The 23308-nt window shown below is 41.5% G+C and carries 26 protein-coding genes; 3 read left to right on the forward strand and 23 right to left on the reverse strand.

The genetic code is table 11. The features are described 5' to 3' along the window. Positions 1-149: 149 nt before the first annotated feature. Entirely contained in the window at positions 150-1496 is a 1347-nt protein-coding gene (locus tag QXW63_07320; protein MEM3461701.1) for an RsmB/NOP family class I SAM-dependent RNA methyltransferase, read from the forward strand. A 114-nt stretch (positions 1497-1610) separates the two neighbouring features. On the opposite strand, the gene speB is transcribed toward QXW63_07320, so the two are convergent. After that, positions 1611-2516: an agmatinase gene (speB, locus tag QXW63_07325; GenBank protein MEM3461702.1), complete on the reverse strand. Its 906-nt coding sequence runs from the start codon at positions 2514-2516 to the stop codon at positions 1611-1613. Between the two features lie 159 nt (positions 2517-2675). Between speB and QXW63_07330 the strand changes: the two genes are divergently transcribed. Next, positions 2676-3041, forward strand: a complete 366-nt coding sequence (locus QXW63_07330; protein ID MEM3461703.1) for a hypothetical protein — start codon at positions 2676-2678, stop codon at positions 3039-3041. On the opposite strand, the gene QXW63_07335 is transcribed toward QXW63_07330, so the two are convergent. The 3 genes from QXW63_07335 to QXW63_07345 all read right to left on the reverse strand — a co-directional run bounded on the left by QXW63_07335 (position 3038) and on the right by QXW63_07345 (position 6407). After that, positions 3038-4291 carry a molybdopterin-binding protein gene (locus QXW63_07335; protein MEM3461704.1) on the reverse strand — a complete coding sequence of 418 codons (1254 nt, stop codon included), beginning with the start codon at positions 4289-4291 and terminating at the stop codon, positions 3038-3040. The two genes, QXW63_07330 and QXW63_07335, sit on opposite strands and share 4 nt — an antisense overlap. Next, positions 4284-5531 (reverse strand): molybdopterin molybdotransferase MoeA, encoded by a 1248-nt coding sequence (locus QXW63_07340; GenBank protein MEM3461705.1) that lies wholly within the window; start codon positions 5529-5531, stop codon positions 4284-4286. The genes QXW63_07335 and QXW63_07340 overlap by 8 nt, the downstream gene beginning before the upstream one ends. Before the next feature lie 66 nt (positions 5532-5597). Further along, entirely contained in the window at positions 5598-6407 is an 810-nt protein-coding gene (locus QXW63_07345) for a hypothetical protein (GenBank protein MEM3461706.1), read from the reverse strand. 559 nt (positions 6408-6966) lie between these two features. Between QXW63_07345 and QXW63_07350 the strand changes: the two genes are divergently transcribed. After that, a complete protein-coding gene (locus QXW63_07350; GenBank protein ID MEM3461707.1) occupies positions 6967-7947 on the forward strand; it encodes a hypothetical protein in 981 nt (326 codons plus the stop codon). 4 nt (positions 7948-7951) lie between these two features. Here QXW63_07350 and QXW63_07355 read toward each other — a convergent pair whose 3' ends face one another. The 19 genes from QXW63_07355 to QXW63_07445 all read right to left on the reverse strand — a co-directional run bounded on the left by QXW63_07355 (position 7952) and on the right by QXW63_07445 (position 23203). Next, positions 7952-9718 (reverse strand): hypothetical protein, encoded by a 1767-nt coding sequence (locus QXW63_07355; GenBank protein ID MEM3461708.1) that lies wholly within the window; start codon positions 9716-9718, stop codon positions 7952-7954. A 37-nt stretch (positions 9719-9755) separates the two neighbouring features. Continuing rightward, complete coding sequence (locus QXW63_07360) at positions 9756-10175, reverse strand: hypothetical protein (GenBank protein ID MEM3461709.1); 420 nt, start codon at positions 10173-10175, stop codon at positions 9756-9758. A 12-nt stretch (positions 10176-10187) separates the two neighbouring features. Next, positions 10188-11009 carry a type II secretion system F family protein gene (locus QXW63_07365; protein ID MEM3461710.1) on the reverse strand — a complete coding sequence of 274 codons (822 nt, stop codon included), beginning with the start codon at positions 11007-11009 and terminating at the stop codon, positions 10188-10190. Continuing rightward, positions 11009-12007 carry a type II secretion system F family protein gene (locus tag QXW63_07370; protein ID MEM3461711.1) on the reverse strand — a complete coding sequence of 333 codons (999 nt, stop codon included), beginning with the start codon at positions 12005-12007 and terminating at the stop codon, positions 11009-11011. Before QXW63_07370 ends, QXW63_07365 begins: the two co-directional genes overlap by 1 nt. Then, on the reverse strand, positions 12004-13566 hold the full coding sequence (locus tag QXW63_07375) for a type II/IV secretion system ATPase subunit (GenBank protein MEM3461712.1): 1563 nt from the start codon (positions 13564-13566) through the stop codon (positions 12004-12006). The genes QXW63_07370 and QXW63_07375 overlap by 4 nt, the downstream gene beginning before the upstream one ends. Before the next feature lie 289 nt (positions 13567-13855). Next, complete coding sequence (gene hxlB, locus QXW63_07380; protein ID MEM3461713.1) at positions 13856-14455, reverse strand: 6-phospho-3-hexuloisomerase; 600 nt, start codon at positions 14453-14455, stop codon at positions 13856-13858. Positions 14456-14511: 56 nt separating this feature from the next. Next, positions 14512-15300 (reverse strand): energy-coupling factor transporter transmembrane component T, encoded by a 789-nt coding sequence (locus QXW63_07385; protein MEM3461714.1) that lies wholly within the window; start codon positions 15298-15300, stop codon positions 14512-14514. Continuing rightward, positions 15297-16121: an ABC transporter ATP-binding protein gene (locus QXW63_07390; GenBank protein MEM3461715.1), complete on the reverse strand. Its 825-nt coding sequence runs from the start codon at positions 16119-16121 to the stop codon at positions 15297-15299. Before QXW63_07390 ends, QXW63_07385 begins: the two co-directional genes overlap by 4 nt. After that, entirely contained in the window at positions 16118-16969 is an 852-nt protein-coding gene (locus QXW63_07395; protein MEM3461716.1) for an ATP-binding cassette domain-containing protein, read from the reverse strand. The genes QXW63_07390 and QXW63_07395 overlap by 4 nt, the downstream gene beginning before the upstream one ends. 62 nt (positions 16970-17031) lie before the next feature. Next, positions 17032-18024, reverse strand: a complete 993-nt coding sequence (locus QXW63_07400) for a DHH family phosphoesterase (protein MEM3461717.1) — start codon at positions 18022-18024, stop codon at positions 17032-17034. Then, positions 18006-18299 carry a DUF3194 domain-containing protein gene (locus QXW63_07405; GenBank protein MEM3461718.1) on the reverse strand — a complete coding sequence of 98 codons (294 nt, stop codon included), beginning with the start codon at positions 18297-18299 and terminating at the stop codon, positions 18006-18008. Before QXW63_07405 ends, QXW63_07400 begins: the two co-directional genes overlap by 19 nt. 34 nt (positions 18300-18333) lie before the next feature. Then, positions 18334-18705 carry a prefoldin subunit beta gene (locus QXW63_07410; protein ID MEM3461719.1) on the reverse strand — a complete coding sequence of 124 codons (372 nt, stop codon included), beginning with the start codon at positions 18703-18705 and terminating at the stop codon, positions 18334-18336. Positions 18706-18946: 241 nt separating this feature from the next. Then, on the reverse strand, positions 18947-19201 hold the full coding sequence (locus tag QXW63_07415; protein MEM3461720.1) for a KEOPS complex subunit Pcc1: 255 nt from the start codon (positions 19199-19201) through the stop codon (positions 18947-18949). Positions 19202-19209: 8 nt separating this feature from the next. Beyond that, positions 19210-19509 (reverse strand): 50S ribosomal protein L37ae, encoded by a 300-nt coding sequence (locus QXW63_07420; protein MEM3461721.1) that lies wholly within the window; start codon positions 19507-19509, stop codon positions 19210-19212. Between the two features lie 5 nt (positions 19510-19514). Beyond that, positions 19515-20306, reverse strand: coding sequence for an exosome complex protein Rrp42 (rrp42, locus tag QXW63_07425; protein ID MEM3461722.1), 792 nt, complete (start codon positions 20304-20306; stop codon positions 19515-19517). Continuing rightward, complete coding sequence (rrp41, locus tag QXW63_07430; protein MEM3461723.1) at positions 20306-21043, reverse strand: exosome complex exonuclease Rrp41; 738 nt, start codon at positions 21041-21043, stop codon at positions 20306-20308. Before rrp41 ends, rrp42 begins: the two co-directional genes overlap by 1 nt. Beyond that, complete coding sequence (rrp4, locus tag QXW63_07435) at positions 21027-21746, reverse strand: exosome complex RNA-binding protein Rrp4 (GenBank protein ID MEM3461724.1); 720 nt, start codon at positions 21744-21746, stop codon at positions 21027-21029. The genes rrp41 and rrp4 overlap by 17 nt, the downstream gene beginning before the upstream one ends. Positions 21747-21777: 31 nt before the next feature. Continuing rightward, positions 21778-22467, reverse strand: coding sequence for a ribosome assembly factor SBDS (locus QXW63_07440; protein ID MEM3461725.1), 690 nt, complete (start codon positions 22465-22467; stop codon positions 21778-21780). Between the two features lie 7 nt (positions 22468-22474). After that, entirely contained in the window at positions 22475-23203 is a 729-nt protein-coding gene (locus tag QXW63_07445) for an archaeal proteasome endopeptidase complex subunit alpha (GenBank protein MEM3461726.1), read from the reverse strand. Positions 23204-23308: the final 105 nt, after the last annotated feature.

Here is a 23308-nt window from a genome sequence, read left to right on the forward strand (position 1 = left end):
CATCGGTTGCTATTAATACGGTGTTTGAAGACAATAGCAAAAAACTATGCCCAACAATTATCTACACTGAGTATGTATAGGAAAGTCTTTAATTCTCATTTACAACATGTTGCTGTTTTGACGATTGCCAAGTCTGTGGGTTGAAATGTTTGCTTAAGGAAGCTTGGACGCTTGCTATTGAAGCTTTAAGCTGGATGGAAATGCGAAGATTAAGTGAGCGGTTAGCTTTGGCGAAAACCGTTCAGCAACTGGACATAAGAGATGCTGATGCGGTGCGATTGGCTCACTTGCTTGTGTGCGAAACAGTTAGGCGGCGAAACTTCATAGACGCGTTCATAAACAAGACATTGGAACCAGAAACAATAGACGAGTTTGACCTTGGTGTTCAAGCTTTTTTGCGGCTCTATGTTTACCAAACGCGCATAGCCAAGAACTGGGCTAAAATCGACATTAAAGAAGCTGAGAATATAGCAAAGCTTGCGCGTTCTATTCTCGGCTGGAAAACTCTCAGAAAAGTTGAACATGTCCTTGGTGAGTTGTTAACGCAAAAGCCAAAGCTGATTTTTGAAGGCTTAAGCGACGAAGAAAGAATTGAGCTTTTAACGTTTCATCCAACATGGTTCGTGAAATACTGTTTAAAGACGTTCGGAAGGCAAGAAACCATAACTCTTTTAGAGGCAAATATGCAGTCGCCGCCGGCATACATAAGAGTGAACACGCTTAAGGCTGAAGAAAACGAGATTTTAAAAAAACTTGTGGAAGAAGGCATTAAAATTGAGAAAGTTGAGCAGCTAAGACACGCATACAAGGTTCTTGGCACAAAGAAACCCTTAACCCAAACCACAAGTTTTCGCGAAGGCTTATTCTACATCCAAGACAAAGCAAGCTGCTTCGCAGCAGAAACAGCAAATCCCAAACCCGGAATGACTGTTTTAGACGTTTGTGCTGCGCCTGGAGCTAAAACCACATATTTGGCTCAGCTCATGCAGAATCGAGGCGTCATGTTTTCTGTGGATTATTCGAAGTGCAGAATGAACGTGTGGAAGAACGAAGTTGCACGCATGGGCGTTGTAAATGCAGTGCCAGTCATTGCTGATGCATGCAGCCAGCTGCCTTTCAATCTTGAAGCCGACATTGTAGTTTTAGACCCGCCTTGCACAAGCACAGGCGCATTTGGAAAATTGCCTTCTGCAAAATGGAGGCTTACAAGGCGTTCTATTGATAGAATGGCTGAGATTCAATGGCGGATGATAAACAATTGCGCAGCGCATGTTAAATCCGGAGGCACTCTGATTTATTCCACGTGCAGCATAACATTAGAAGAAAACGAAATAATCATTGAACGATTTCTAAAATGGCACCCAGAATTCGCTTTAGCTGAAACAACACCGAAAATAGGCTTACCAGCACTGAGAGGACTGGAAAAATGCCAAAGACTATACCCACATATCCATCAATGCAATGGCTTCTTCATCGCCAAACTATCAAAAGAATAAGACCCCAGTGAATCCCTCTTTCTCCAGAAAATTGAACCTATATATAAGGGGGGGCTATACACACGCAAACACACAGTTTTTTAGCTTTTTCATTACTAGTACGACTTAACTCTTTTATCTCGCACCTTTCCTAGACTTTTCCAAAAAACAAAGAACTTCAAAAATCACTTTAGCCGCTTGAACAGCCGAAACCCCTTGGTCATAGTTTGGCGCAACTTCCAAAACATCAAAGCCCACAACCCGCTTATCGCATAAACCGCATAGAATATCCAGCAAAACGTGCGGTTCTAACCCTTCTGGTTCCGGATTCTGCACTGCAGGCGCGAATGCTGGGTCAAGCACATCCATGTCCACAGACAAGTAAATGCTCTCGCATCCTGCAAGTTTCTCATGCAACTGCTTTATAACGCGCTGAACTCCATCCTTTCTAATCTGTTGCGCCGTGAAAAATTCTATTCCAACCTTCTTTGCGTAAGCTAACTCTTCCTTACAAACAGCTCTCGTGCCCACTTCAACAATTTTCGCAGGCTTGACTTCCTCATTTATTCTACGCATAAAAGTCGTGTGAGAAAGCGTCAATCCCATAAACTCGCTACGCAAATCCAAGTGCGCATCAAAACTCACAATCGCCGTCTTAGACGCTCTTTTACCCAACCCCTTCGCAACGCCCAACGTAATAGTATGCTCTCCGCCAATGATTACTGGAATTTTTCCGGCTTCCAAAATATCAGCAACTACCAACTTGATTCTTTCCAAAGTCTTTTCCGTGTCTGCAAGCACATGCAAATCACCCAAATCATGCAACTGTAAATCCTCAACATCCACACCCGTGCGAAAACTGTAAGTTTCTATATTAAGCGACGCTTGCCGAACCGCGTTTGGACCAAATCTTGCCCCAGTACGATACGTGCTTGTAACATCAAAGGGAACGCCAAAAATCACATACTTCGCTTTTTCGAAAGGCTTCTGAAAACCGCTGAAAACGTTCGATTGAGAAACAAAAAGCTCATGGTGACTCATGCATTTTCCTCTTTTTCTCTTCTCTATTCTAATGCTGGTGTTCTAAACTTTTTCGTTAACTACTGGCTAAAGCTAATCCACTTCTTAAATGGCTTGCCAAGAAAACATTAAATTTATTAATGTTAGTGTCAATGCATCTTTAAAAAGAGCGGTGATTGAATGTCCATTAAATCAAAATTTACCATGGAAAACTTGGGAATGTACGCTGCATCCGTATTTTACATAATTGCTGGAATAATACTCCTCGCCATATTACCATTCGCCAATTTTCCACTACACATCAGCATAATCGGCATGCTAAGCATAGTAACAGCGTATGGATTAATTAGAAAACGGTTCTGGACAATATGGCTAGTCATTATACTTTTCTTCACAGCCACAACCTTCTCAGCCTACACAATATTCACGTCCATTTCCTCGCTAGGAAAGAACCTAATTTATGACATAAGTACAATTGCTTACTTAATCTTAACATGGATTTTCACAGTATACATAGCAACCAAAAGAAAAACCTTAGAAAGCTAAAACCACCTTTCTTCTAAGCTTCTAAAAAGACGAACCAAAACCTCCTCATCAGCATCAACGAACTGCTGGTTTTCAGCTATTTCCACAAAACCATCCGCCTTTGCAAGCGTAGTAATAGCTCCCGAAAGCCCCGATGGAACTGGCTCCGCAAGCAACCGCTTTGACTTGTCACGTTTCAACTTAACCATAACAAACGTTCGTCTACCCTTCGCTGGAAACATTCTCGTAGCCGCAAAAGCCTTAACAGTTGAAAGCCCTTTCGCTTTTCGTCCCGCCAATTGCTGAATAATTGGACGAACAAGCAAATGAAAAATTAACAACGCCGAAGTTGGATGCCCCGGCAACGAAAAAACCAGTTTCCCATCAACCAAAGCAACCGTTGTAGGTTTTCCCGGCTTAGTCGCGATTCCACAAACAATCACTCCTGGTTTTCCAAGCGAATTTAACGTTTGTGGCATAACATCTTTTGGACCAACTGAAACTCCACCTGAAGTTACGACCATATCTGCAGATGCCAAAGCCTGTTTTAACGCTTTTTGTACTTCATCCTTATCGTCTGGAAAAACACCCAAATAAACTGGTTTTCCGCCACTTTCCAACACTGCAGTGCTCAAACTGTAAGCGTTTATGTCATAAATTTTACCAAAAGACAATACTCTTCCTGGCTCAGTAATTTCAGCGCCTGTTGAAAGAACCGCAACTCGTGGAATCTTGTAAACCCTAGCCTTAGTTTTTCCAATTGCCGCTAAGACACCTATTTCTCTTGACCCAAGCAACTGTCCATTCTTTAAGACAGTTTCCCCCTCCCTAATATCTGCACCAGCTTTCATTACATTTTCATCCTTCACAACAGCATTGTAAATCCAAACTTCACCATTCTTCCGCTCCGTGTGTTCAACCATCACAACAGCATCAGCCCCATTAGGCATAGGCGCTCCAGTTGCAATCTCAACAACTTCGCCCGAAACAACAGCTATTTTTGGCGGTTCTCCAACATTGACCATGCCAAAAATTTTAAGCTTTACCGGTTTGTTTTCTTCTGCACCAAACGTGTCTTCAGCTTTCACCGCATAACCATCAACAGTTGACCTGTCAAAAGGCGGAATATCCAAATCAGCGATTACATTTTCTGCGAGAACACGATTATAAGCTTCTAACAATTGAATCTCTTCAACGCCCAGAGGCTTTGGTCTAAAATATTCCAGTATAGTCTGTTTTGCTTCATCCAGCGTAAGGAGCTTTCTAAACATCTGCCTCACCCATCTCTACATAACCGAACAAGTAAACCGTGACAGTTTCTCCTTCTGTAAGTCCTTCTCGGTTCTCTGGAACAATCACATAACCATTCGCTTTGGCCACAGTTGAAATCATCCCAGACCCTTTTGCACTCACAGGCTCGGCAAAAAACTCTCCATTTTTCTGAAAAACGCGAACACGGACAAAAGTTTTTCTTCCCAACGTCATAGCTACTTTTCTCGTCACCCTAGCAGTCACGACTGGTCTGAGCTCCTGCCGCTTCATTCCAAGCATTCTACTGATTAACGGTCTAGCAAAAACTTCAAACCCAATCATCGCAGCAACAGGATTGCCCGACAAGATAATAATAGGTTTTCCAGACACAACAGCAAGAGCAGTTGGCATTGCAGGGCGCATGGCAACACCATGAACGATTACCCCAGGTTTCCCAAGCTTGTTTACCGCTTCTGGAACAAGGTCTGAAAGACCAACACTAGTCCCGCCAGTAGTTATTATTACGTCAGCCGCAAATCCCGCCTTCAATTTCGAGACAATCTCAGCAACGTTATCCTTCGCTATTCCCAAATCAACAAGTTCCGCGCCTAATTCGCGGCACATGGCTGAAAGAACAAGCCTATTAACCTCAAAAACTTGTCCTTCTCCAAGCTCTTCGCCTACGCTAACTAACTCGTTTCCAGTGGCTAATAAGGCAACTTTAGGCAATTCAAAAACCTTAACTTTAGAAAATCCTAAAGCAGCAATTAATCCTAAATGTTGAGGTTTTAATCGAGTCCCAGCTTTTACTGCTATTTCTCCTTTCGCAACATCTTCGCCCTTTCTAGAAACATTTTCTGCAGGCGTAACTGGCGTCCAAACTTCTATTTTATCACCGTCGATTCGTTTGGTGTTTTCCAACATGACGACTGCATCTGCACCCTTTGGAATGGGATTTCCAGTCCATACTTGCTTAGCCTTTCCCTCATCCACTTCCCTTTCGTCCGTGACCCGAAAAACCTTAGGTTTAAACTGAGACGCTCCGAAAGTATCCTTAGCCTTAACCGCATAGCCATCAACCGTTGATCTGTCGAATCTTGGCAAGTCTTCCTCTGCCACGACATCTTCTGCTAAGACGCGATTCAAGGCTAAATCTAAAGAAATAATAACCGTTTTTGGTTTCCTGATTTGAACTGTGTTAAAGAAAGTTTGTAATGCCTCATCCACTGATGTCAGCTTTTGGAATCCCTTCAGTCGCACCAAAACGCGTACCCCAAAACAGCATTGTAAACAATAATAAAAAATGTATCGCAACAAGAAAACGCTTTAGCTTCTCCTACTCTTCCTATAACGGTAACTTTTCCGCATATACTGCCCATAAACCAACGCTACCAAAGCAGCTATCCAAGCCGCAACATTCTGGAAAACCAAATATTTTCCAACACTATCTAAACTGGCTAAAGGCTCAAAAACAGAGCCCAAAGCCAAGACAAAATTTCTGAAGCCCGGTGCTACAGATAATAAAGCGTTATTTACTCCAGCGAAAAACTCGCCGATTGGTGCCAGAGCTTGTGATGTGCCTTTCACAAAGTTCAATAGGGCAGGATTTGTTTTGTAGACGCTAACTATGGTTTGGTAAATAAGTTGCGGATATGCCAAAACTGAGACTAGTAGTATTAATGCAGAAAAAACTAAGATTATCGTTAAGGCACTTTTTATTGTGGCTCGAGCAAAGTGTATTTTCTGCCAAACATACGTGATACCCTTAACCTTCAGCAACCCCAATTTTATTCTTCCAAAGAACTTCCTCACTTCTCTCAGTCTATGCTTTTTATCGTGTTTAAAGTCGCCTTTTTCCTTCTGTATTTCCGGATGTTTTACGGCTGCATGCCTTGTCAAGTATATCCAACTTGACATAAGCGCAATTACGACTGCTGCAGGGACTAAATGGAAGAGTGGACTAATCAAACCAAACATCTTGCTTTCCGGCTTTTCTTCAGCGCCTAAACGCATGCCATAAAGGACAACCAAATACTCAATTAAGACAGTTATAATTAGGAATAGAATTATTGCTATTAGTCCTTTCAGTGTTGCCCAACGAATCACTAGCCGCTTTAGAGGTTTCTGACTTGACACTTAGCTCACCATCAACTTCGTCTTGACATGTTTATGTGTGCTCTTGGAATATGCAAGTTCTCATTAAAAAATGTGACTGTGTACGTTGCCTAACGATTTCAACTCTGAATTATTACACCTTAAATTCTTTATTTTTAAAGAGAGTAGTGTCTAATTGCGGATGGTAACATAGTTATGGGAAGTTCTGTTGGGCAAAAAATTATTCAACGCATAATCTGTTTACTTTTATCCTTCACAATGGAAATTCATGCCCGCACTTAGGGCATTTAGCCATTCCACACTGCACGGAAGACGGGCAACCACCACATGCGAATGCTCGACCATACGATATGTCAAATGCGAATCCACATTTTGGACATTTAACTACATGTTTCGATTGCATGCTCATTCTAAATCGCTTATCCTAAATCAACCATCGAGAAAAATTTTAAAAACTTTTCTAAATGATTCCAAACGTTTTTATGCAAAAATTTTAACAATACTAAAAACAATTAATAAAGACCGTAAGCCATTCCATATGAATAACTGTTGGCATAGAACGAATTAGTCTGGGAAGAGAATGCAGAAAACGGAAAAAGCTGAAAGGTTAGAACTCTACAAGGACCGTAACACGCAAGTTTTCTTAAGTAAATTTTTAAGTAGCGAAATTAGTGAGCTTGAACCCGTTTATGACCCTAAACTGGGTTACCGTTACCCTATGGTTGAGGCGATTGTTGGTGATGCAGCAAATGTGGAGCCTTTTCTTAATAGACTCTATGAAGCTAAGGTTTTGGACAGAAAACTTTACGACAAAATCATTTACTGCCCAAAATGTGGTTCTGTAAGCATTTCCGTCCGCTATTGTTGTCCGTACTGCAAATCGTTTGACATACAGAGAAGTGCTCTGATTGAGCATGTCAAGTGTGGCTACATGGATATTGAGGAGAATTTCCTTAAGGGAAACAAGTTTGTCTGTCCAAAATGCCATGAAGAACTAAAAAAACCGGATGTTGATTATCGAAAGGCTGGAGTATGGTGCAACTGTAAAGACTGCAACAAAAGCTTTGACATTCCAGTGACAGGACATTTCTGCCGAGATTGCCACGTACACTTCACATTTGAGGACGCGGTAATTAAAGACATTTACACATACAGCCTGCGAGAAGAAGCGAAAGAAGAAGCGTCGTCTGGTTGGGTTATAATCGCTCCAATTAGGGATTTTCTTACAGAAAGCGGCTTTAAAGTTGAGAGCCCAGCTTTTCTCAAGGGTAAGTCTGGCGCGAACCACATGTTTGACATCGTTGTCTATGAGGCATCTGTTAAAGGAAAAGTGACCGTGATTGATGTTGCGACAAGCTCTGAAAATTCTGTTTCTGAGCAGCCAGTAATTGCGTTGTTCGCCAAGATTTTTGATGTCTCCCCAGAAAATGCCTATTTGATTGCTATTCCGAAAATAAGTGAAAATGGAAAGAAAATGGCGGAATTATATAATATTCAAATAATTGAAGCGAAAAATCAAAAAGAAGTTATTAAGGCGTTAAAGGAAAAAATGGAGAAATAAACGGTTAATCAACCGGGAAAACTGCAGTATTGCCTCTTTCTGTTATAATTTTAACTATGCAGTTTTCTTCTGGCAAGGTTATGTCGACGCGAATGTATGTTTTTTCTTCTCCAGCGTTAATGAATAAGTTAGCTGTGTAACGTTGATGAAGGGTTGAATTGGTTACCCATATGGCGATAATGTGCACTGTTAGTGGACTTGTATTCTTTAAATCTAAACGTGCACCGTTAATTATCACTCTTACAGCAAAAAAATCCACTTCTGTTATAGCTCGAGGCGTGTTCAATCCTTCATCTGAGAATTCGGCAAGTAGCGTTCCGTCATCTCTAATGTAGCTTGCCCAATTATCAGTTATGTTAATTGCGTATTCATTCCACTCATTCTGTGTAGGTTGGCTTCCTCCAGTGTTGTTGAAACCGTTGTCGCTGAAGGTCGCCGCACTCCAGTTGTATGCTTTCAAGAACCATCTTTCCGCGTCTTCTGTAACGTTATATCTAACCACTATCTCAATGCCATAAATATAGTCTAACGGGTAAGTTGACAAGTCTACTATGAAATTATTGCTAATGGACAACCTGTAAATGTCTGACATTGTCGTTTCAAACTCAACCCAATCAACATTGAGTTCAAACTGTGTAGAAGCTACTTTAACTCCCTTGATTTTTATTTTCCAATTTCCGTTCGCATCCTTAAAGTCTGTTGGGTTAGTAGTTATTGTCTGGTTTTTGGTGGTATCTGTTGTGCCTATGATATCTGTCATGTATCCGTCTCCGCTTGTTGGATACTCTCCTGTTTGGTAATTGTAAAGTTGAAATGTTGTGGTTACTCCATCTGTTGTGAAGGAACCGTCCATTGTCCATGTTAGGTTTGTCCAAGATTCAATGTTGGATGTGCCCGCGAACTCGACTTCAACGGTTTCTTCCGTTGCTGGTTTGAAAGTACAGTAAATGCTGTACGCTCTTGTCTCATGAGTGGGATTGGGCATGGGGTTCGGAAAGTTTGCTCCATAGGTTGAGCCGGCATAATGCCCTTGATTTGCTGCTCCTGAAGAATAGTAGAGATAGGAAAACCCGCTTCCTGAATAGGACCATGCCACGAGCAAGTATTCTGTGTTTGCTTTGAGTATTGGTTTAGGCGTGAGAAAGTTAAACGTGACCCAAGTTGCAGGGTTAACTGGGACAACTATTTCCTCTGTTTGTGCAACAAGGCTCAAGTTGCTGTGTAGATAGATTGCGCATTTCATGTTTTTGGAACTAGACGTAATGCGGATATATGCAGTGATGCTTTGTGCTTCGCCATCTTTTGTGGGAGTAAAAATAGAACCAACAATAGTGTTTTCTGTATTACGAGAGTTTGTTCCGGCCATCGTATTTCCAAATGTTTCTGTGGCGTCTGAAAATACAGATGGGTAACTGCGAAATTGCATATAGGCGCCATTATTCGTTTGTAGTTCAGTTAGAGAGCCAGAAACAAAAGTTGTAGAATTTAATAGAGAATAGCTTGATGGACTATACTGGATGGTTGGGATTTCCTCTCTGAAAGTTTCTGGAGAATTATCTATGTTTTTCGTATTTGTGTATGTGCCACTTAATCTGGTGCCCACACTAATTGAAAATTCTTCTTGCGCGGTAAACCATGAAGATCGTGTGATGCGCGTAGCGTTAGTGATGTTTACTGTTTCTTGCATTCTTTCTAGGTCTAGCTGGTTCATTTGGTAACTCCAAAGCACCACGTTACCAACTATAATCACTATTAGCACTAAGCTCAACATGACCACTATCACATTGCTTACGCCGCGCTTGTTCTGTCTAAGGCGCCGTATAATAGCCTCCAACATGAGCCCCCCTATTGGTAACGATGTCGATGTAGTACAAGTTGCCAGAAATCCAGCTGTACGAGATGTCGAGCCAACCATGCTTGCCAATTTCCAAATTGAAAGGATTAGTGAATGCTTGTGAAGTATGGTTAACATACACTGCGGAAACGTGAATAGAAATTTTTCCAACATTGCGAAGATATACGCTTATGTGGCCTGTTGAATTATTAAACCACACATCTTCGACGACCACACGCTCACTCATGTTTTCCCGTAAGTTAGTAGTTATGACATACGTTGCTGTTGTAGCAATTGCCATGACACCTACAGCTACAACCATAAGTAAGATATTGCTCAAAACCGGCGTTATAGCCCGCTTATCACACAAAAATCCCTTTAACATTCGCCTCATTTCTTCTCCCTCTCACAAAAACAGCTTTAGAGCTACGTAGCCGCAAACCATCATTATGAGGCTGTGTTTTAACCCAGCATTTATTGTTCCTTCTCCCATTTTTCCAGCAACCAGTCCACCAAAAAAGGCTTGGATTATTGTCATGTGGAAAAAAATGCGTTGCATTTCTTGTGGCGACATGACTCCCGTTCCAAGCACAGGCAAGCCTTCTATGCTAACGAAGAACGACCTGAAAAGTAGTACGATTGTGAAAAGGAACACGAAAAAGGCTACGTAGATTATGGCAATGTAGGGTTTTGTCTGATTTCGTCTTTCTCTATCTAGCAAAAGTGTTGTCTGTATAAACTTACCCATTGGGTCAAAAACTTTTTCTACATGTCCTCCGGAATGACTTGCTTCAATAATTAGTGGTACGACTCTTTGCACAAGCACAGTGTTTACGCGTCTTACCAAAGCTAAGAGTGCCTCTTCAAATGTCATACCCCAAGATATTTGCGCATTCATTTTCTTTAATTCAGCTGTTAGCGGGCCATAACTTCTCTTTGATGCTTCTTCCAATGCTTGAGGAAGAGTCATACCTGTCTCTTGAGCTTGGACTATGCTTCTGAAAAGGTTTGGTAGGTTTTCGTCTATAGCTTTTCTCCATCTGTAGTCAATATAGTTTAGCACCGTCGATGGAAAAATTCCCGTCATAACTGCAAAAAACACAAATTCATCAAATGTTGCGGTTCCCCAAAACATAATGTAAGCAAATAAAACTATGGCGATGGCTGACAAAGCCGAGATAATCCAAACGATTTTTTTAATTTTATTCGATATTTTTGGCGTTTTCATCACCACTTAGGCGAAACCGCATCTAAGATTATCAGAAACATTATGGAGCCAAGCGGAATCCCAATGTAAGTGAGTATTTGGAGTATGAGGTCTGGACTTAGTATTCCTAAGCTGCCTCCTCCAAGCATTGCCATGACTGCAAGCATAATGACAAGAAGTAATGGTCCTGTCACAAGTAAAGCCACATAAAACTCAGCCAAAGTTGACAAAGTGTCTGAAAACTTACGCAAACTCATTCGCTTCAACTTCATATATTGTCCAGATTTCTCTCGAAGATACGCGGCCAAGTTACTACCCGAATGTATTGTTGAGATGAATCCTTCCAACATTTCATGAAATCTTTTAGATGGCGTGCGCTTTGACGCTTCTTGCAAGGCTGAAATAATGTCTAAACCGAAGAGGTTCACATTTCTGACAATGTCTTTGGCTTCTGTGGAAACAGCTAGTGGAACGCTTAGATTTGATAATGAATAGAAGGTTCTTTCTGGAGAAACTCCGGCGCTGGCGAGAATTGCCATGTAACCAGCCGTGAAAGGCAACTCGTCTTCCAATTCTCTTTTAAGCTTGTCTGCACGGTAGATAGGGTAAAAGTAGAATCCAATAACTGAAAGGGCACCGGCGAACAAGCCGCTTCCGACACCAAACAGTAACGCTGGTAAAAATGGCATGTTAAAAAGAAAAATAAACAAACACGGGACAAAAATTAACATAGCTACTGCAATCAGCATCGCAGCTAAGACTGTTAAGCTAACATATGCTTTAAATGAAATCTTCAGTCCAGCACTTTGCAAACTCGAATCTAAATCTCTGAAGAGTGGCAGAATACGCTCTGTTTTTCCGCCAATAAGCTGGTAAGCTATGGAATGTGGTTCTCTTAACGTAAATTTTTCCTTCGCTGGCGATTCTGTTTTTTGCGCTGAAGTTGCTGTTGATAATCTGCACATTGCTTTGACGCGGTTCCAGAGTCTCTTGACATTTTCGTAAGCTTTGTTACTCATTTTAGTCCTACCCTCGCTTTTTGGAAAACACGGTTTGGGTTGGCGTAATACTCTCGAATCACATTTGCAACGTCGAAGTGACGGCGAATTCCGGCTTTGACCATCCATTCTAGAACAGTTTTTCTACGGTGCAGTTCGCGTTTAATGTCTTCTTCATTCACGCCAGTCTTCTTCATATGCCTTTCTAAGATGGCGCTGTTGCCGGAAAAGATGAACTTGTCTTCTTTTTGGTTCCAGTGAAACACTTCTTGAGTCAGTATGTTCTTTGTTTTTCGGTCAAGTTCCACAACTTCCGCTGTTGTGCTGGCCCGTCTTGCCGGCTTTTCTTGAATCTCTGTTCTTGTCATGACCATTATAACATCAGTCATTTTTATGAGCGATTTTGGAATGTTCATCGGTTCAGATTCTAAACGGTTTATTACGGCTTCAACTGATTCAGCGTGTATCGTGCTCATTCCCAGATGGCCTGTCGCCATTGCTTGGAACAGTGTGTAAGCTTCTTCTCCTCGCACTTCGCCCACAATGATATAGTCTGGTCTTTGTCTGACAGCCGCCTTCAACAAATCAAACAAAGTTATTGTACCGCTTTTTTTGTCCTCATGCCCAAATCCCAATCTTATAACGGAAGGTATCCAGTTTTCGTGGGGAAGATTGAGCTCCTGCGTGTCTTCTACACTTACTATTTTCATTTCAGGCTTGATGAACATCGATAAACAGTTTAGCATGGTTGTTTTGCCAGATGCCACACCACCGGCGACTATGACGGATGCTCTGTTTTCTATGATATACCACAAGTAAGCAGCCATTTCCGAGGAAATTGTATTAAAGGCAATCAAGTCTGAAACCGTAAGTGGGTCAACTCTGAAACGTCTAATGGTAAACGTTGAGCCCCTCCGCGTCACTTCGTTTCCATAAGTTAGTTGTATGCGGCTTCCGTCTGGGAGCGAGGCATCCAAAATCGGGGATGCAATTGAGATGTTTTTTCCGGATAAATATGCCAAGCGAATTATGAAGGAGTTTAATTCTGCTTCATCCTTAAATATTATGTTAGTAGGTAATGACTCGTAAAGTCTGTGCCAAACGTATATTGGTATGTTTACTCCGTCTGCAGAGATGTCTTCGATTAAGTGGTCCTTCATTAATGGGTCTATTTTTCCGTAGCCTATGAAGTCACGTATCATGTAGTATGTGAGTTTGTCAATGGCTTCTGGCGGTACTTTCATTCGATATTTTTTGATTATTTCCTTCGTCTTCTGCCTAAGGTAGTTTTCTGCTTTTTCTTTGGTTTCAATTTCTTTTAGGTTTACGTCTATTTCTTCCATTAAGAAGGTTTTCAGCTCTTTTAGCCGTTTTTCCTCTTCTTCTTGAAGCGTTGGCTCTATGACTTCATAGAGCGTTTTTTGAGTTTCTGGATCTTTTACTATGGCAGCGTAAACATAGGGCTCTTGTATTGGATAGGCTTCTCGGAAAATTGCAGGTTTTTTCTTTTCTTCTTTTAGTATTATGGCTACTTCTGTCTCTTCTACTGCTTTCGGAGCCCTCGGTGTTTTTTGTTTCAAAGTTTGCGTTGTCTCCTTCGCTTAGAGTGGTGAGTGGTTTTTCATGAATATAGTGTGTAGTAAGTCTTAATAAGGTATATGCATGTTCAATCTTGAGCATGCTTAACGCTACCAACCATTTAGAAACACGCTAACAAAATACATTACACTGCTATCTCTCACACACAAAAGAAAAAACACCAAAGCTTAAGCTACTTGTATCTTGCTCGTCTCTTCTGCCGTTTCTTCTTCTGCTTGCGCATTCTCTTCTTTTTCCATTTAGCGCGGATGTTATGCACGCTCCCAATAGTTATTCCAATGTTGCGTGTCTTCGCTTTAAGTCCTCTTCGGTTGTTCCTAACCGATGCATCAGTTCTACGACTAGACTGTCAAGGAAAACCATGCAGTTATTCTCGAACACACTTCCCAGAGGAGTTAATGGCTCGCGTTCACCAATAATTTGTCTAGCAAGATAGTCTTCTTCTTTTGGCCAGCCAGTCTTTGTTCTTCCCTTAATTGTTACGACATGGTCTGCAATTTGTCCCAACTGTGATTCAGGGAAAGATGTGATTGCTATGACTGTTGCACCGATTTCTTTTGCGGCTGAGCTTGCAGTTAGAACCATTTTTGTTGCACCGGTTCCTGAAATTGCGATTAGTATGTCACCTTTTTCCGCAGCTGGTGTGATTGTTTCGCCTAGGAAATAGACGTGGAAGCCTAGGTTCATTAAGCGTAAGGCAAAGGCTCTGGCGACGAATCCGCTTCTTCCCATGCCTACTATGAAGATTTTTCTGTCTTTTGCTTGAAGTAGGAGTTCGATTAGCCGCTCTACTTCTTTCATGTTTAATTCTTCAATAGAGCGTTTTATGCCTTCAAGAATTTCTTCTGCTGCCGCTTTCAGCAACTTCAACTTCTTTTAACTCCGAGAACCCTTTACATTTGCGCCTATATTAAAAGTCTTGCGGTTTAAAGTAAACTTCCTAAAAGTTGATTTAAGGATGGGATTTTGAAGAATAGGCGAATATAGATTGCGACTGCTAAAATAAGAGTGGTTAGGGCTATCAGTATCATATCGCCTCTGTGCATCTTAAGCACGTATAGGTTTGTGCGTTTTTTTGTGGCTCCCCATGCTCGTGACTCCATGGCTTCTGCTAATTCTAGGCTTCTGCGGATTGCACTTACAATTAATGGTATCAAGATTGGTATGTAATTTCTGATTCTTTTCAGAAAATTGCCCCGTTCAAGCTCTAATCCTCGTGCCTTTTGAGCGTCCATTATTGTTTGGGCTTCTTCAGCCAAGACTGGAACGAAACGCACGGCTGTGGTGAAAGCAAAACAGAACTCGTAAGGCACATGTGCTTGTTCTAATGCTAAGCCTAAATGGTCTGGTGACGTGGTTAAGAAAAAGATTGAGAACGACTCAACGAGCACAATAAAGCGCAGGGTCATGGCGGATGCGCCTTCAAGACTTTCTGTGAGTCCTCGTCCTCCGAAGTAGGCGAAAATGAAGTTTGTTAAAAATATGATTGATGCTAGGAAGACTGCTCCTCTCATTGAACGGAACCATTCGCGTTTGACACCAGCTAATATAACAAATGGAATCTGCATTACGAAAAGCACTATTAAGGGAATAAGTTCGCCGTAGAGTATTGCGATTACGAAAATCGCGCAGACGTACACAAACTTTATTCTTGGGTCTAAGTTGTGAATGGGCGAATAGACTTTTCGGAATTTAAGTCCTTCAAAAACACTCATTTTTGCTTTCTCTCCAGAGCCTTAAGTAATATTTCTCGTGCCTCGTAAACATCAATAATGTTGCTGGGCAAACCTAAATCAGATAACTGCAGAAAAATCTGCGCTATTTGAGGCGGAACAATGGATGCTTGAGTTAAAACATCTAGGTTTGTAAGTATTTTTCTTGCTTCTCCATCAGCGACTATTTTTCCTTCTCTCATCAACAGAACTCGCGGATTGCATTCTGCTACGAATTCGACATCATGCGTGACAATGATTATGGTTTTTCTCTGAGCCTTCATTTGCAAAATGAACTGTCTTAGTTTCTCTTTTTGTTGATAGTCTTGTCCTATTGTTGGCTCGTCCAATATTAGCACTTTTGGATTCCATGCCAAAACAGACGCCAAGGCTACGCGTTTTCTTTCTCCTCCGCTGAGCATGAAGGGTGATGTTTTTCGATACTGTGTCAAGCCTAGAAGATTCAAAGCCCACGTGACCCTTCTTTTTAGAATACTCTCCTTAAAGCCGAAATTTCTCAGTGCGAAAGCTATTTCCTCTTCAACTGTTTCGCTGAAAAGCTGGTGGTCTGGATTTTGGAAAACAAACCCCACGTTTCTTGCTAGTGTTGCTACGCTGACCTTTGTTGTATCCACGCCATCAACAAACACGTTTCCTTTTGTTGGTTTGAGGAGTCCATTAAAATGTTTGACAAGAGTGGTTTTTCCAGCGCCGTTTTGTCCCATTATGGCTATAAACTCGCCGTTTTCAATTGTTACTGACACGCCTTTTAGAGCTTCTACTCCATTCGGATAAGAGAAGTAAATATCCTTAGCTTCAATCATTGTGCTCTAAAAGCCTCCTTCAATAGATTAGCCATTTCATCTGAGGAAAGCGGAATTGTGTTGCTGAGTTTCACTCCGTCTTTTTTGAGAATTTGGTAAAGGCGTGTTGCTTTTGGAATGCCAACTCCTATCAAGCGTGTTTCTTCAGAGCTTAATATTTCTCGTGGTTTTCCGTCTAAAACTACTTTTCCTTCATCCATTATAATTATGTGGTCTGCGTATCTGGCAGTTAAATCAAGTCTATGCTCAACCAACACCACAGTTATTCCAAGCGTTTTGTTTAATTCATAAATTACTTCGAATATTTTCTTTGCGCTTAATGGGTCGAGAAAAGACGTTGGCTCATCTAATACTATAACCTCAGGCTGCATTGCTAAAATAGATGCTATAGCGACACGCTGCTGTTGTCCACCAGAAAGTTCGTGAGGCGCCCTTTCCCTCAAATCATATATACCCGTGAGGTTTAAAGCCCAATCCACTCTCTTGCGCATTTCTTCTCTTGGGACTCCAAGGTTTTCTAATCCAAAAGCAACATCTTTCTCTACGGATAACGCAAACAATTGGTTTTCGGGATTTTGGAAAACAAGCCCCACATGTCTCGCTAATTCGTGAATTGGATGTTCAATAATATTTAACCCAGCAATGGTTATTTCTCCTTTTAATTCGCCATGGTAGAAATGTGGAATCAGCCCATTAAAGCATCTGCAGAGGGTTGTTTTTCCACATCCGCTCGGACCTGTTATAAGGGTGAATTCGCCTTTCTCTATTCTTATAGAGACTTCTCTAATGGAAGGCTTTGTTCCGCTTGGATATGTGTATATAAGATTTTTTGTTTCAATTATTGCCATTCTTTTTGGGCGCCTGCCAGCTTTTTAGCGATTGTTTTGGCTCATTTAAGAGTAGCTACTTATTATTGATTAGATAACTTTTCCTTCAAAAGCCGCAAGCAACGCTTAAGACCGCTATCAATGTCGCCTACACCATTAACTCCAGCAGCAGACGCATGTCCACCGCCCATTCCTTGAAGATACTCGCCTAGAGGTTTAGCAATATCCTTGCCCAAGTGTATCCCTGTTTTCTCTTGAAACTCGCGCGTGCAACGTAGACTAATCTCCAAACTTTCGTTCTTTTGTCCTGCAACAACAGCAACATGCGCACCTAAATCAATGATAGCCCTCGCCGCTGAAGCTTGATAAGCGCTAACATGAGAAAAGGCAACAATCCACTCGCCAATCTTGAAAAGTTTGGCTCTTTTACACGCCTTTAACCTTGCGACGCGTTCCGAGAAGTCCATAGGCAAAGACAATAATGACAAGGTTTCTTGGGCGTTTGCACCTGCATCGACGAGTTCTGCTATTGTCTTCAGCGTGGATGAGTTAGCTAGGACAAAATGGCGCGTGTCGAAGGCTATGCCCAAAAACAATGCTTTAGCTTCTGTTTCGTTTGGTTTGATGTTTTTTTCTTTGAAGAAACTGTAGACAATTTCGCATGTTGAGGATGCTTCTTCATTGGTTATGCATATTTTAGCTAATCGTTCAGTTTCCGGGTGAGCCGCGTGATGGTCAACAACGATGATAGGCGCTTTTGAAGCCTTTACTTTTTCAGCCCAATTATTCAGTTGCTGTATAGTGTTAGTGTCGAGTAGCATTATTACGTCTGCCTTTTCCACACTTGGTTGAGTTTTCACTTCTATTGGCAAAAATCTGATAAGATGCTTTGAAAGTCTACTTATTCCCTGAGTTGCTCCAATTTCCACGGCGCATTCCGGCTTCAATCGCCGTATCAAACTTGCTAGTGCATAAGCTGAACAGACTGCATCCGGATCTGCATTATGATGGCATAGCAAAACGGCAAGTTTAGCGTTTGTCTCCTCTAAAATTTTATCTATTTTGGCGAATGACACTTTAATTTCCTCAAATATTTTTCCGCCGAAGCAAAAGCTTCCTTAACTGCCTCATCAACAAGTTTCTGCACGTCAAGGTTTTCTATCGAGGGCGATAAGGCAATGTCTACGTCAATCGTAAGCGTTACTGGTCTTGTGCCATTTGCCTCGGCGATGATGTCCATTTTCTCTATCTTTTTCTGAGGAACCTTTGACAAGACATATTTTCTAGCGGCATACTCTGCGATAGAACACAGTTCTTCAACTTGTTCTGTAGTTAACTCCGGTATGCCCATGTCTTCCACAATCGTCACCTAGACGCAAACTAGGCTATGACTGGGACGGAGAAACTGGACTCAAATCTTGTTGAAGCTTAGTCTGCAAATCTTTCAATTGACTACGCAATCGTTCTTCCTGCTTCCCCAACACCGTCGCTCTCGTGTTGAGCAACTCTTTCCGTTCGTTTAAATCCGCGGATATTTTGGCTTTCTCCGATTTCACCAGAAGCGAACCAATAGCCTTGTAGATTACTGCATCGTCAGCCAATTTCTGCAACTCATTTAAGGCTTGTTCAATTTCTGTAAGTTCCATTTCTACCTGTTGCTTCTGCGCTAGAATTGACTGAAGTGTCTGCTGAAGTTGATTAAGCCGCAATAAGCGCTCTTGAACTTGAGGAGGAAGTTTCGAAATTTCATCACTCACTTCTTATCCTTCCATTCTGCACAGCAATAAGCACAGTCATTAATAAAACATTTCCCGAAATAAAGGTAAATTCCACAGAGGGATTGCTGCAATGTTGTTTAACAAAACTTTCTGTGTTCTAACAAATTATACAACTATAAACCAAAATCTAGAGAATAAGTCTGAAGGAGTTGTTTTTTACAGTAAACATAGAAAGGGATATTCTAATCACAAACTGCTTTATCCATCGCAGAATTGTAATCTAAGATATACCTTCTAAAATTTCTAAAACATTTGTTGTCGAGTTTATCCATCTTAAATAAGCGTTTACTGCTGCTCGCAGAGCAACTGTGTCTTTAGCAGCAACACTCAAGATTATCAAGTTCTTTTTTCGCGTAAAGGTAGCTTGTGAACGCGTTGTAGGCGATTTTCTAATTTCTGGCTCCAAAGCCTTTAAGACTATTTCTAAGTGCTTTTCTGAGGGAAATTTCAAACGGATAGTAGCCTTTGCTTTCATGCTTCCTGTTACTCTTCTTCTTCTGTCGCTTTCACAACTTCCTCTAATGGTGCTCCTTTAGCCACGCGTTTCGCTACGATTCCAAGTTTTGTGGTTGGTGTGTATGCTCCACCAGTGAAAGTGAATCCGCATTTTTTGCATTTCCAAACGCCAACGCTTTCTCTTTTGACGCGTGCAAATCCACATTGTGGACACGCGTGTGGCTTTTTCATTTCTGTAATTACCTTGATGTAGCGCTTTCTCACCGTGGCGCCGTAACGTGGTCCAAGTCCTCGTGTTGGCCCAACCTTTTTAGTTCTTTTTCCCATTTTTCTCACCATTTCAGTTTTTTACGCATTTCTTCAGCTTTTTCTTTAGCTATTTTGGCGGCTTCGAAAACTTGTTCTTGTGTGAAATATCCGCTACCGCCTTTCTGTATTGCGCAGATGTTTCCGTCGTCGTCGATTGCTATTGAAAGCCTAGAATCCATTACTTGTTCTTCTTCGAGGCATGGGTCAACGATTAGTTTGTCGTTTATCTTAGCGAACGTGACGGTTATGGGGCGCTTTTTCAATGGAAGCGGAGTGTATCCCGACTTTAATTTCACTTCGCCTTCTTCGATTTCATAGTTGGGCATTTTCGTGTTAAGCAAAGCAGCCATCGCAGCTAATGCTGAAGCATCTATCAAGTTTCCGTCGTGATTGAGCACATAAACATCAACGAAAACGACAAACACTTTTTTGCCAGGTTCGATGCAAAGTTTTTCTGTATCAATAGCTTTTGATTCTCTTATTCCTCTATCAACAATTCTTGCAAGTTCAATGGAGTTCTCGTCTGGTGGTCCAGGTTCAAAAGTTGATGAGGCTAAAGGCACAAGTTCAGCGTTTACTGTCAGAACTCCTTCGTTCGGCGTGTCTGGAAAGGGCTCGCCTGTTTCAATTTTGGTTCCGACCATGACTTCTGTTTTTCCAAGCAACACTCTTGCTGAGCCTTCTGCGCGTTCTATTATTCCTTGTTCTAATTTTATCTCGCGGTAATCTGTTAATTCTCTACCATCCAAGCGTTTTCCTTTATCGATTAACTGTGCAATTTGTTTCTGTTTTACTCGTGTGATTATTGATGACATTACTCTTCCGCCTCCTCTTTGACGCTTACATATTTGAGTTTCAATGCTTCTTTTTGTAGCGCGTAGATTTTTTTGCATCCTTCGATTGCCATGTTTACGGCTTTTTCAAACTCTTCTAAGGTTAGTATGCCGTCCATTTGCAGAAGCGTTATAGCATTTAAATTTGGCATTAAAGCGACTGGCACATCTGCTGTCCCTATTTTGTCTTCTGTGTCCATCAAATCCAATACTATGGTATCATCAGCCTTTCCAGCAGCACATGCAGCGACCAAATCGCGCATTGGAATGCCTGCATCTGCTAAAGCTAAAGACGCAGCGGTTATGCTTGCGCATCTTGTGCCGCCATCAGCTTGCAAAACTTCCACGAAGATGTCTATGCCTGTTCTTGGGTAGTATTCGAGAAAAATTGCGGGTTCTAGTGATTCTCTGATGACTTTTGAAAGTTCGATTTCTCTTCTTGAGGGTGCCGGTGATTTACGTTCTTGAACCGAGAAAGGCGCCATGTGGTAGCGACATCTCAAAACCATTCGGTCTTGAAGTGCCAAATGTTTCGGGTGCAATTCTTTCGGACCAAATACTGCGGCTAAAATTTTATTTTTTCCCTGTTCAATATATGCTGAGCCGTCAGCGTTTGACAAAATTCCTACTTCAATTTTTATCGGTCTTAACTCGTCTGGTTTTCTTCCATCCAGTCTTAAACCTTTTTTATCAATTAATTTTTCAGTTTTCTGACTCATTTTTAACTTTCCCTCGTTTTGTTTTTTCTTGTTTAATCATTTGGGTTATGCGATCTGTCAAACCGCTTGTGTGAGATTCTTCTTCAATCTTGCGCAGCGCCATCACTGCCAACTGTTCATCTTCAAGGGTTTTCCCTGTAATTAACACGACTCCGTTGAGTCCGAGAATTATTTGACAGCCTGTTTCTTGTTTTATCATTGATATCATGGATCCTTTTCTACCTATGGCGCGTGGAATTTTTGTCGGTGTAATCTTCATGATTTGTCCGCGAGTTACTTTTCCAAGTCCTGGTTCGCCAACCGTTAGTTGCGGGTTGTGAGCTCTGTCATAGGCGATTATTTTTGCGACTATTAAGTCTCCTACATCGAGAACTTGGGATAATTCGTCTTTTTGTGGTTTGAATGGTCTGCTTAAAACGTCTGATGCTCTTAAAAGGGCTTCGTATGGCGCGTTAATGTCCACTGTCCATCCGTTGAATCCTACTTCGGTGACTGTTCCTATGACTATGTCTCCGATTCTTGGAATGTAAAATGCTCGTAAAGCTACAACGTTGACTTTTTTGTTTTCGTATTCCACTATACCGATTCGCGAAGCGTAAATTTTGTTATCTTCCCGGTAAGTGTTCTCGCCAGCCATGTAATCGCCTTCTGCAATCAAATCTCCAGGCGTTACAAGCTGTCTTCTTTCAAAAAATGTTGGCATAAATTCACACCTTTTCCATTCATAACAATTTTTAAGCGATTATTTTCGCTTCTCCATTTCCTTTAGTTATCTCTCCAAGTTTCTCCAGAAAAGGACCGTATAAACCTGCTGGCATTTCCAAGACGCCATACCATGAACCGTCGCCACGCCATTCTTCCCGTTTTATTGTTCCAAAAGTCTTTACTGTTCCATATGCTCTAGCCGCGTATTCTGTCGGTATGTGGACGCCTACGGATACTTGTTCCATTTTTAGTGGCAGAATTGGTCTGAGTAGCTTGATTATTTCTCGTGCTTGCTCTTCCACCGGCTTAAAAGGGTCTATTGAGTAGCGGATTTGTTCTAGGGCGTTTTCTATGCGTAATGGTGGATGTGGAAGGTTTGTTTTGGGGTCGACACATTGTCTTGATATGAAGTCTACTATCTGTTTTCTTTTGTCCTCAATCATTTTTCTTCTTTGTTCAGTTGTTAGTTGCAATGTTCCTTTTTTCAGTATCATTTCTGCTATTTTTAGTGGTTCTGTTGTTCCGAAGGCTTTGCGGAGGTTTTCTTCTGAAACTTTTGTGCCTTTGTTTGCGTCTGAAAATATGGTTTCGGTTACTAACACTTCGGTTATTGCGGCGATTTTTCCCATCCGGTAATCTAATGCTTTTTGAGGTTTTACGAGCACTTCAAAGTGTTCGTTATCCTTTATTATGCGTGCGACGGTGTACTTTTCGCTCATCAGCGTTTCACTTGCCCAGTCCTAACTCTTTCATGTAACTTTCAATTCTGTCGTCGCCTAACATTTCCATTTTCTTTGTTGCCGAAGGAATGACGGCTATTTTTATTCTTGGTGGCAGTTGTCTGGCTTCTAGGGCTTTTACTAAACATTTTATTGCAAGTTTCGTAGCGTCTTCTAGCACCATGTCTTCACGGTATTCTTCCTTCAATACTGATAGCACGGTTTCTCTTCCAGCGCCTAAAGCTGTTGCTTTGTAGCCCCTGTATGTTCCGCTTGGATGCGTTCCCAATAGTCGGTTTCCCGCTTTGTCGACTCCGCCGAAAATCATTGAAACTCCGAAGGGTCTGACGCCTGCATGTTGCGTGTATAGTTGTTTTATGTCGCATATTCTTTTAGTTACAACTTCTACGTCTATTGGTTCATCATAAGTTAGTCTGTTACTTTGAGCGTACACTCTTGCTTGGTCTATAAGAATGCGCGCGTCAGAGCTTAAACCAACTATTGCTGCGCCAATATGCTCGTCAACTTTGAAAATTTTCCAGGAGTATTCTGCGTCCTCAAGGGGTTCAACGGTTTCTTCCGCTCCCAAAACTATTCCTTCGGAGCAACGTATTCCCAAAATTGTTGCTCCACGGTTAACTAATTCCATTGCATATTCAACTTGGAACAGTCTACCGTCTGGTGAGAAAACGGTTATGGCACGGTCATATGCTCCTGGCGCTGCAAATACGGACATAACATATCTACCTCTCACTATTACCTAGTGCATTTGCAGACTTTCATATGACAACTTGACTAAAAACCTTTTCCTAAGTTATTTGGGACTTTAGTATAGTCGTTT

The organism is Candidatus Bathyarchaeia archaeon, assembly GCA_038873195.1.
Taxonomy (GTDB): Archaea; Thermoproteota; Bathyarchaeia; order Bathyarchaeales; family Bathycorpusculaceae; genus DSLH01.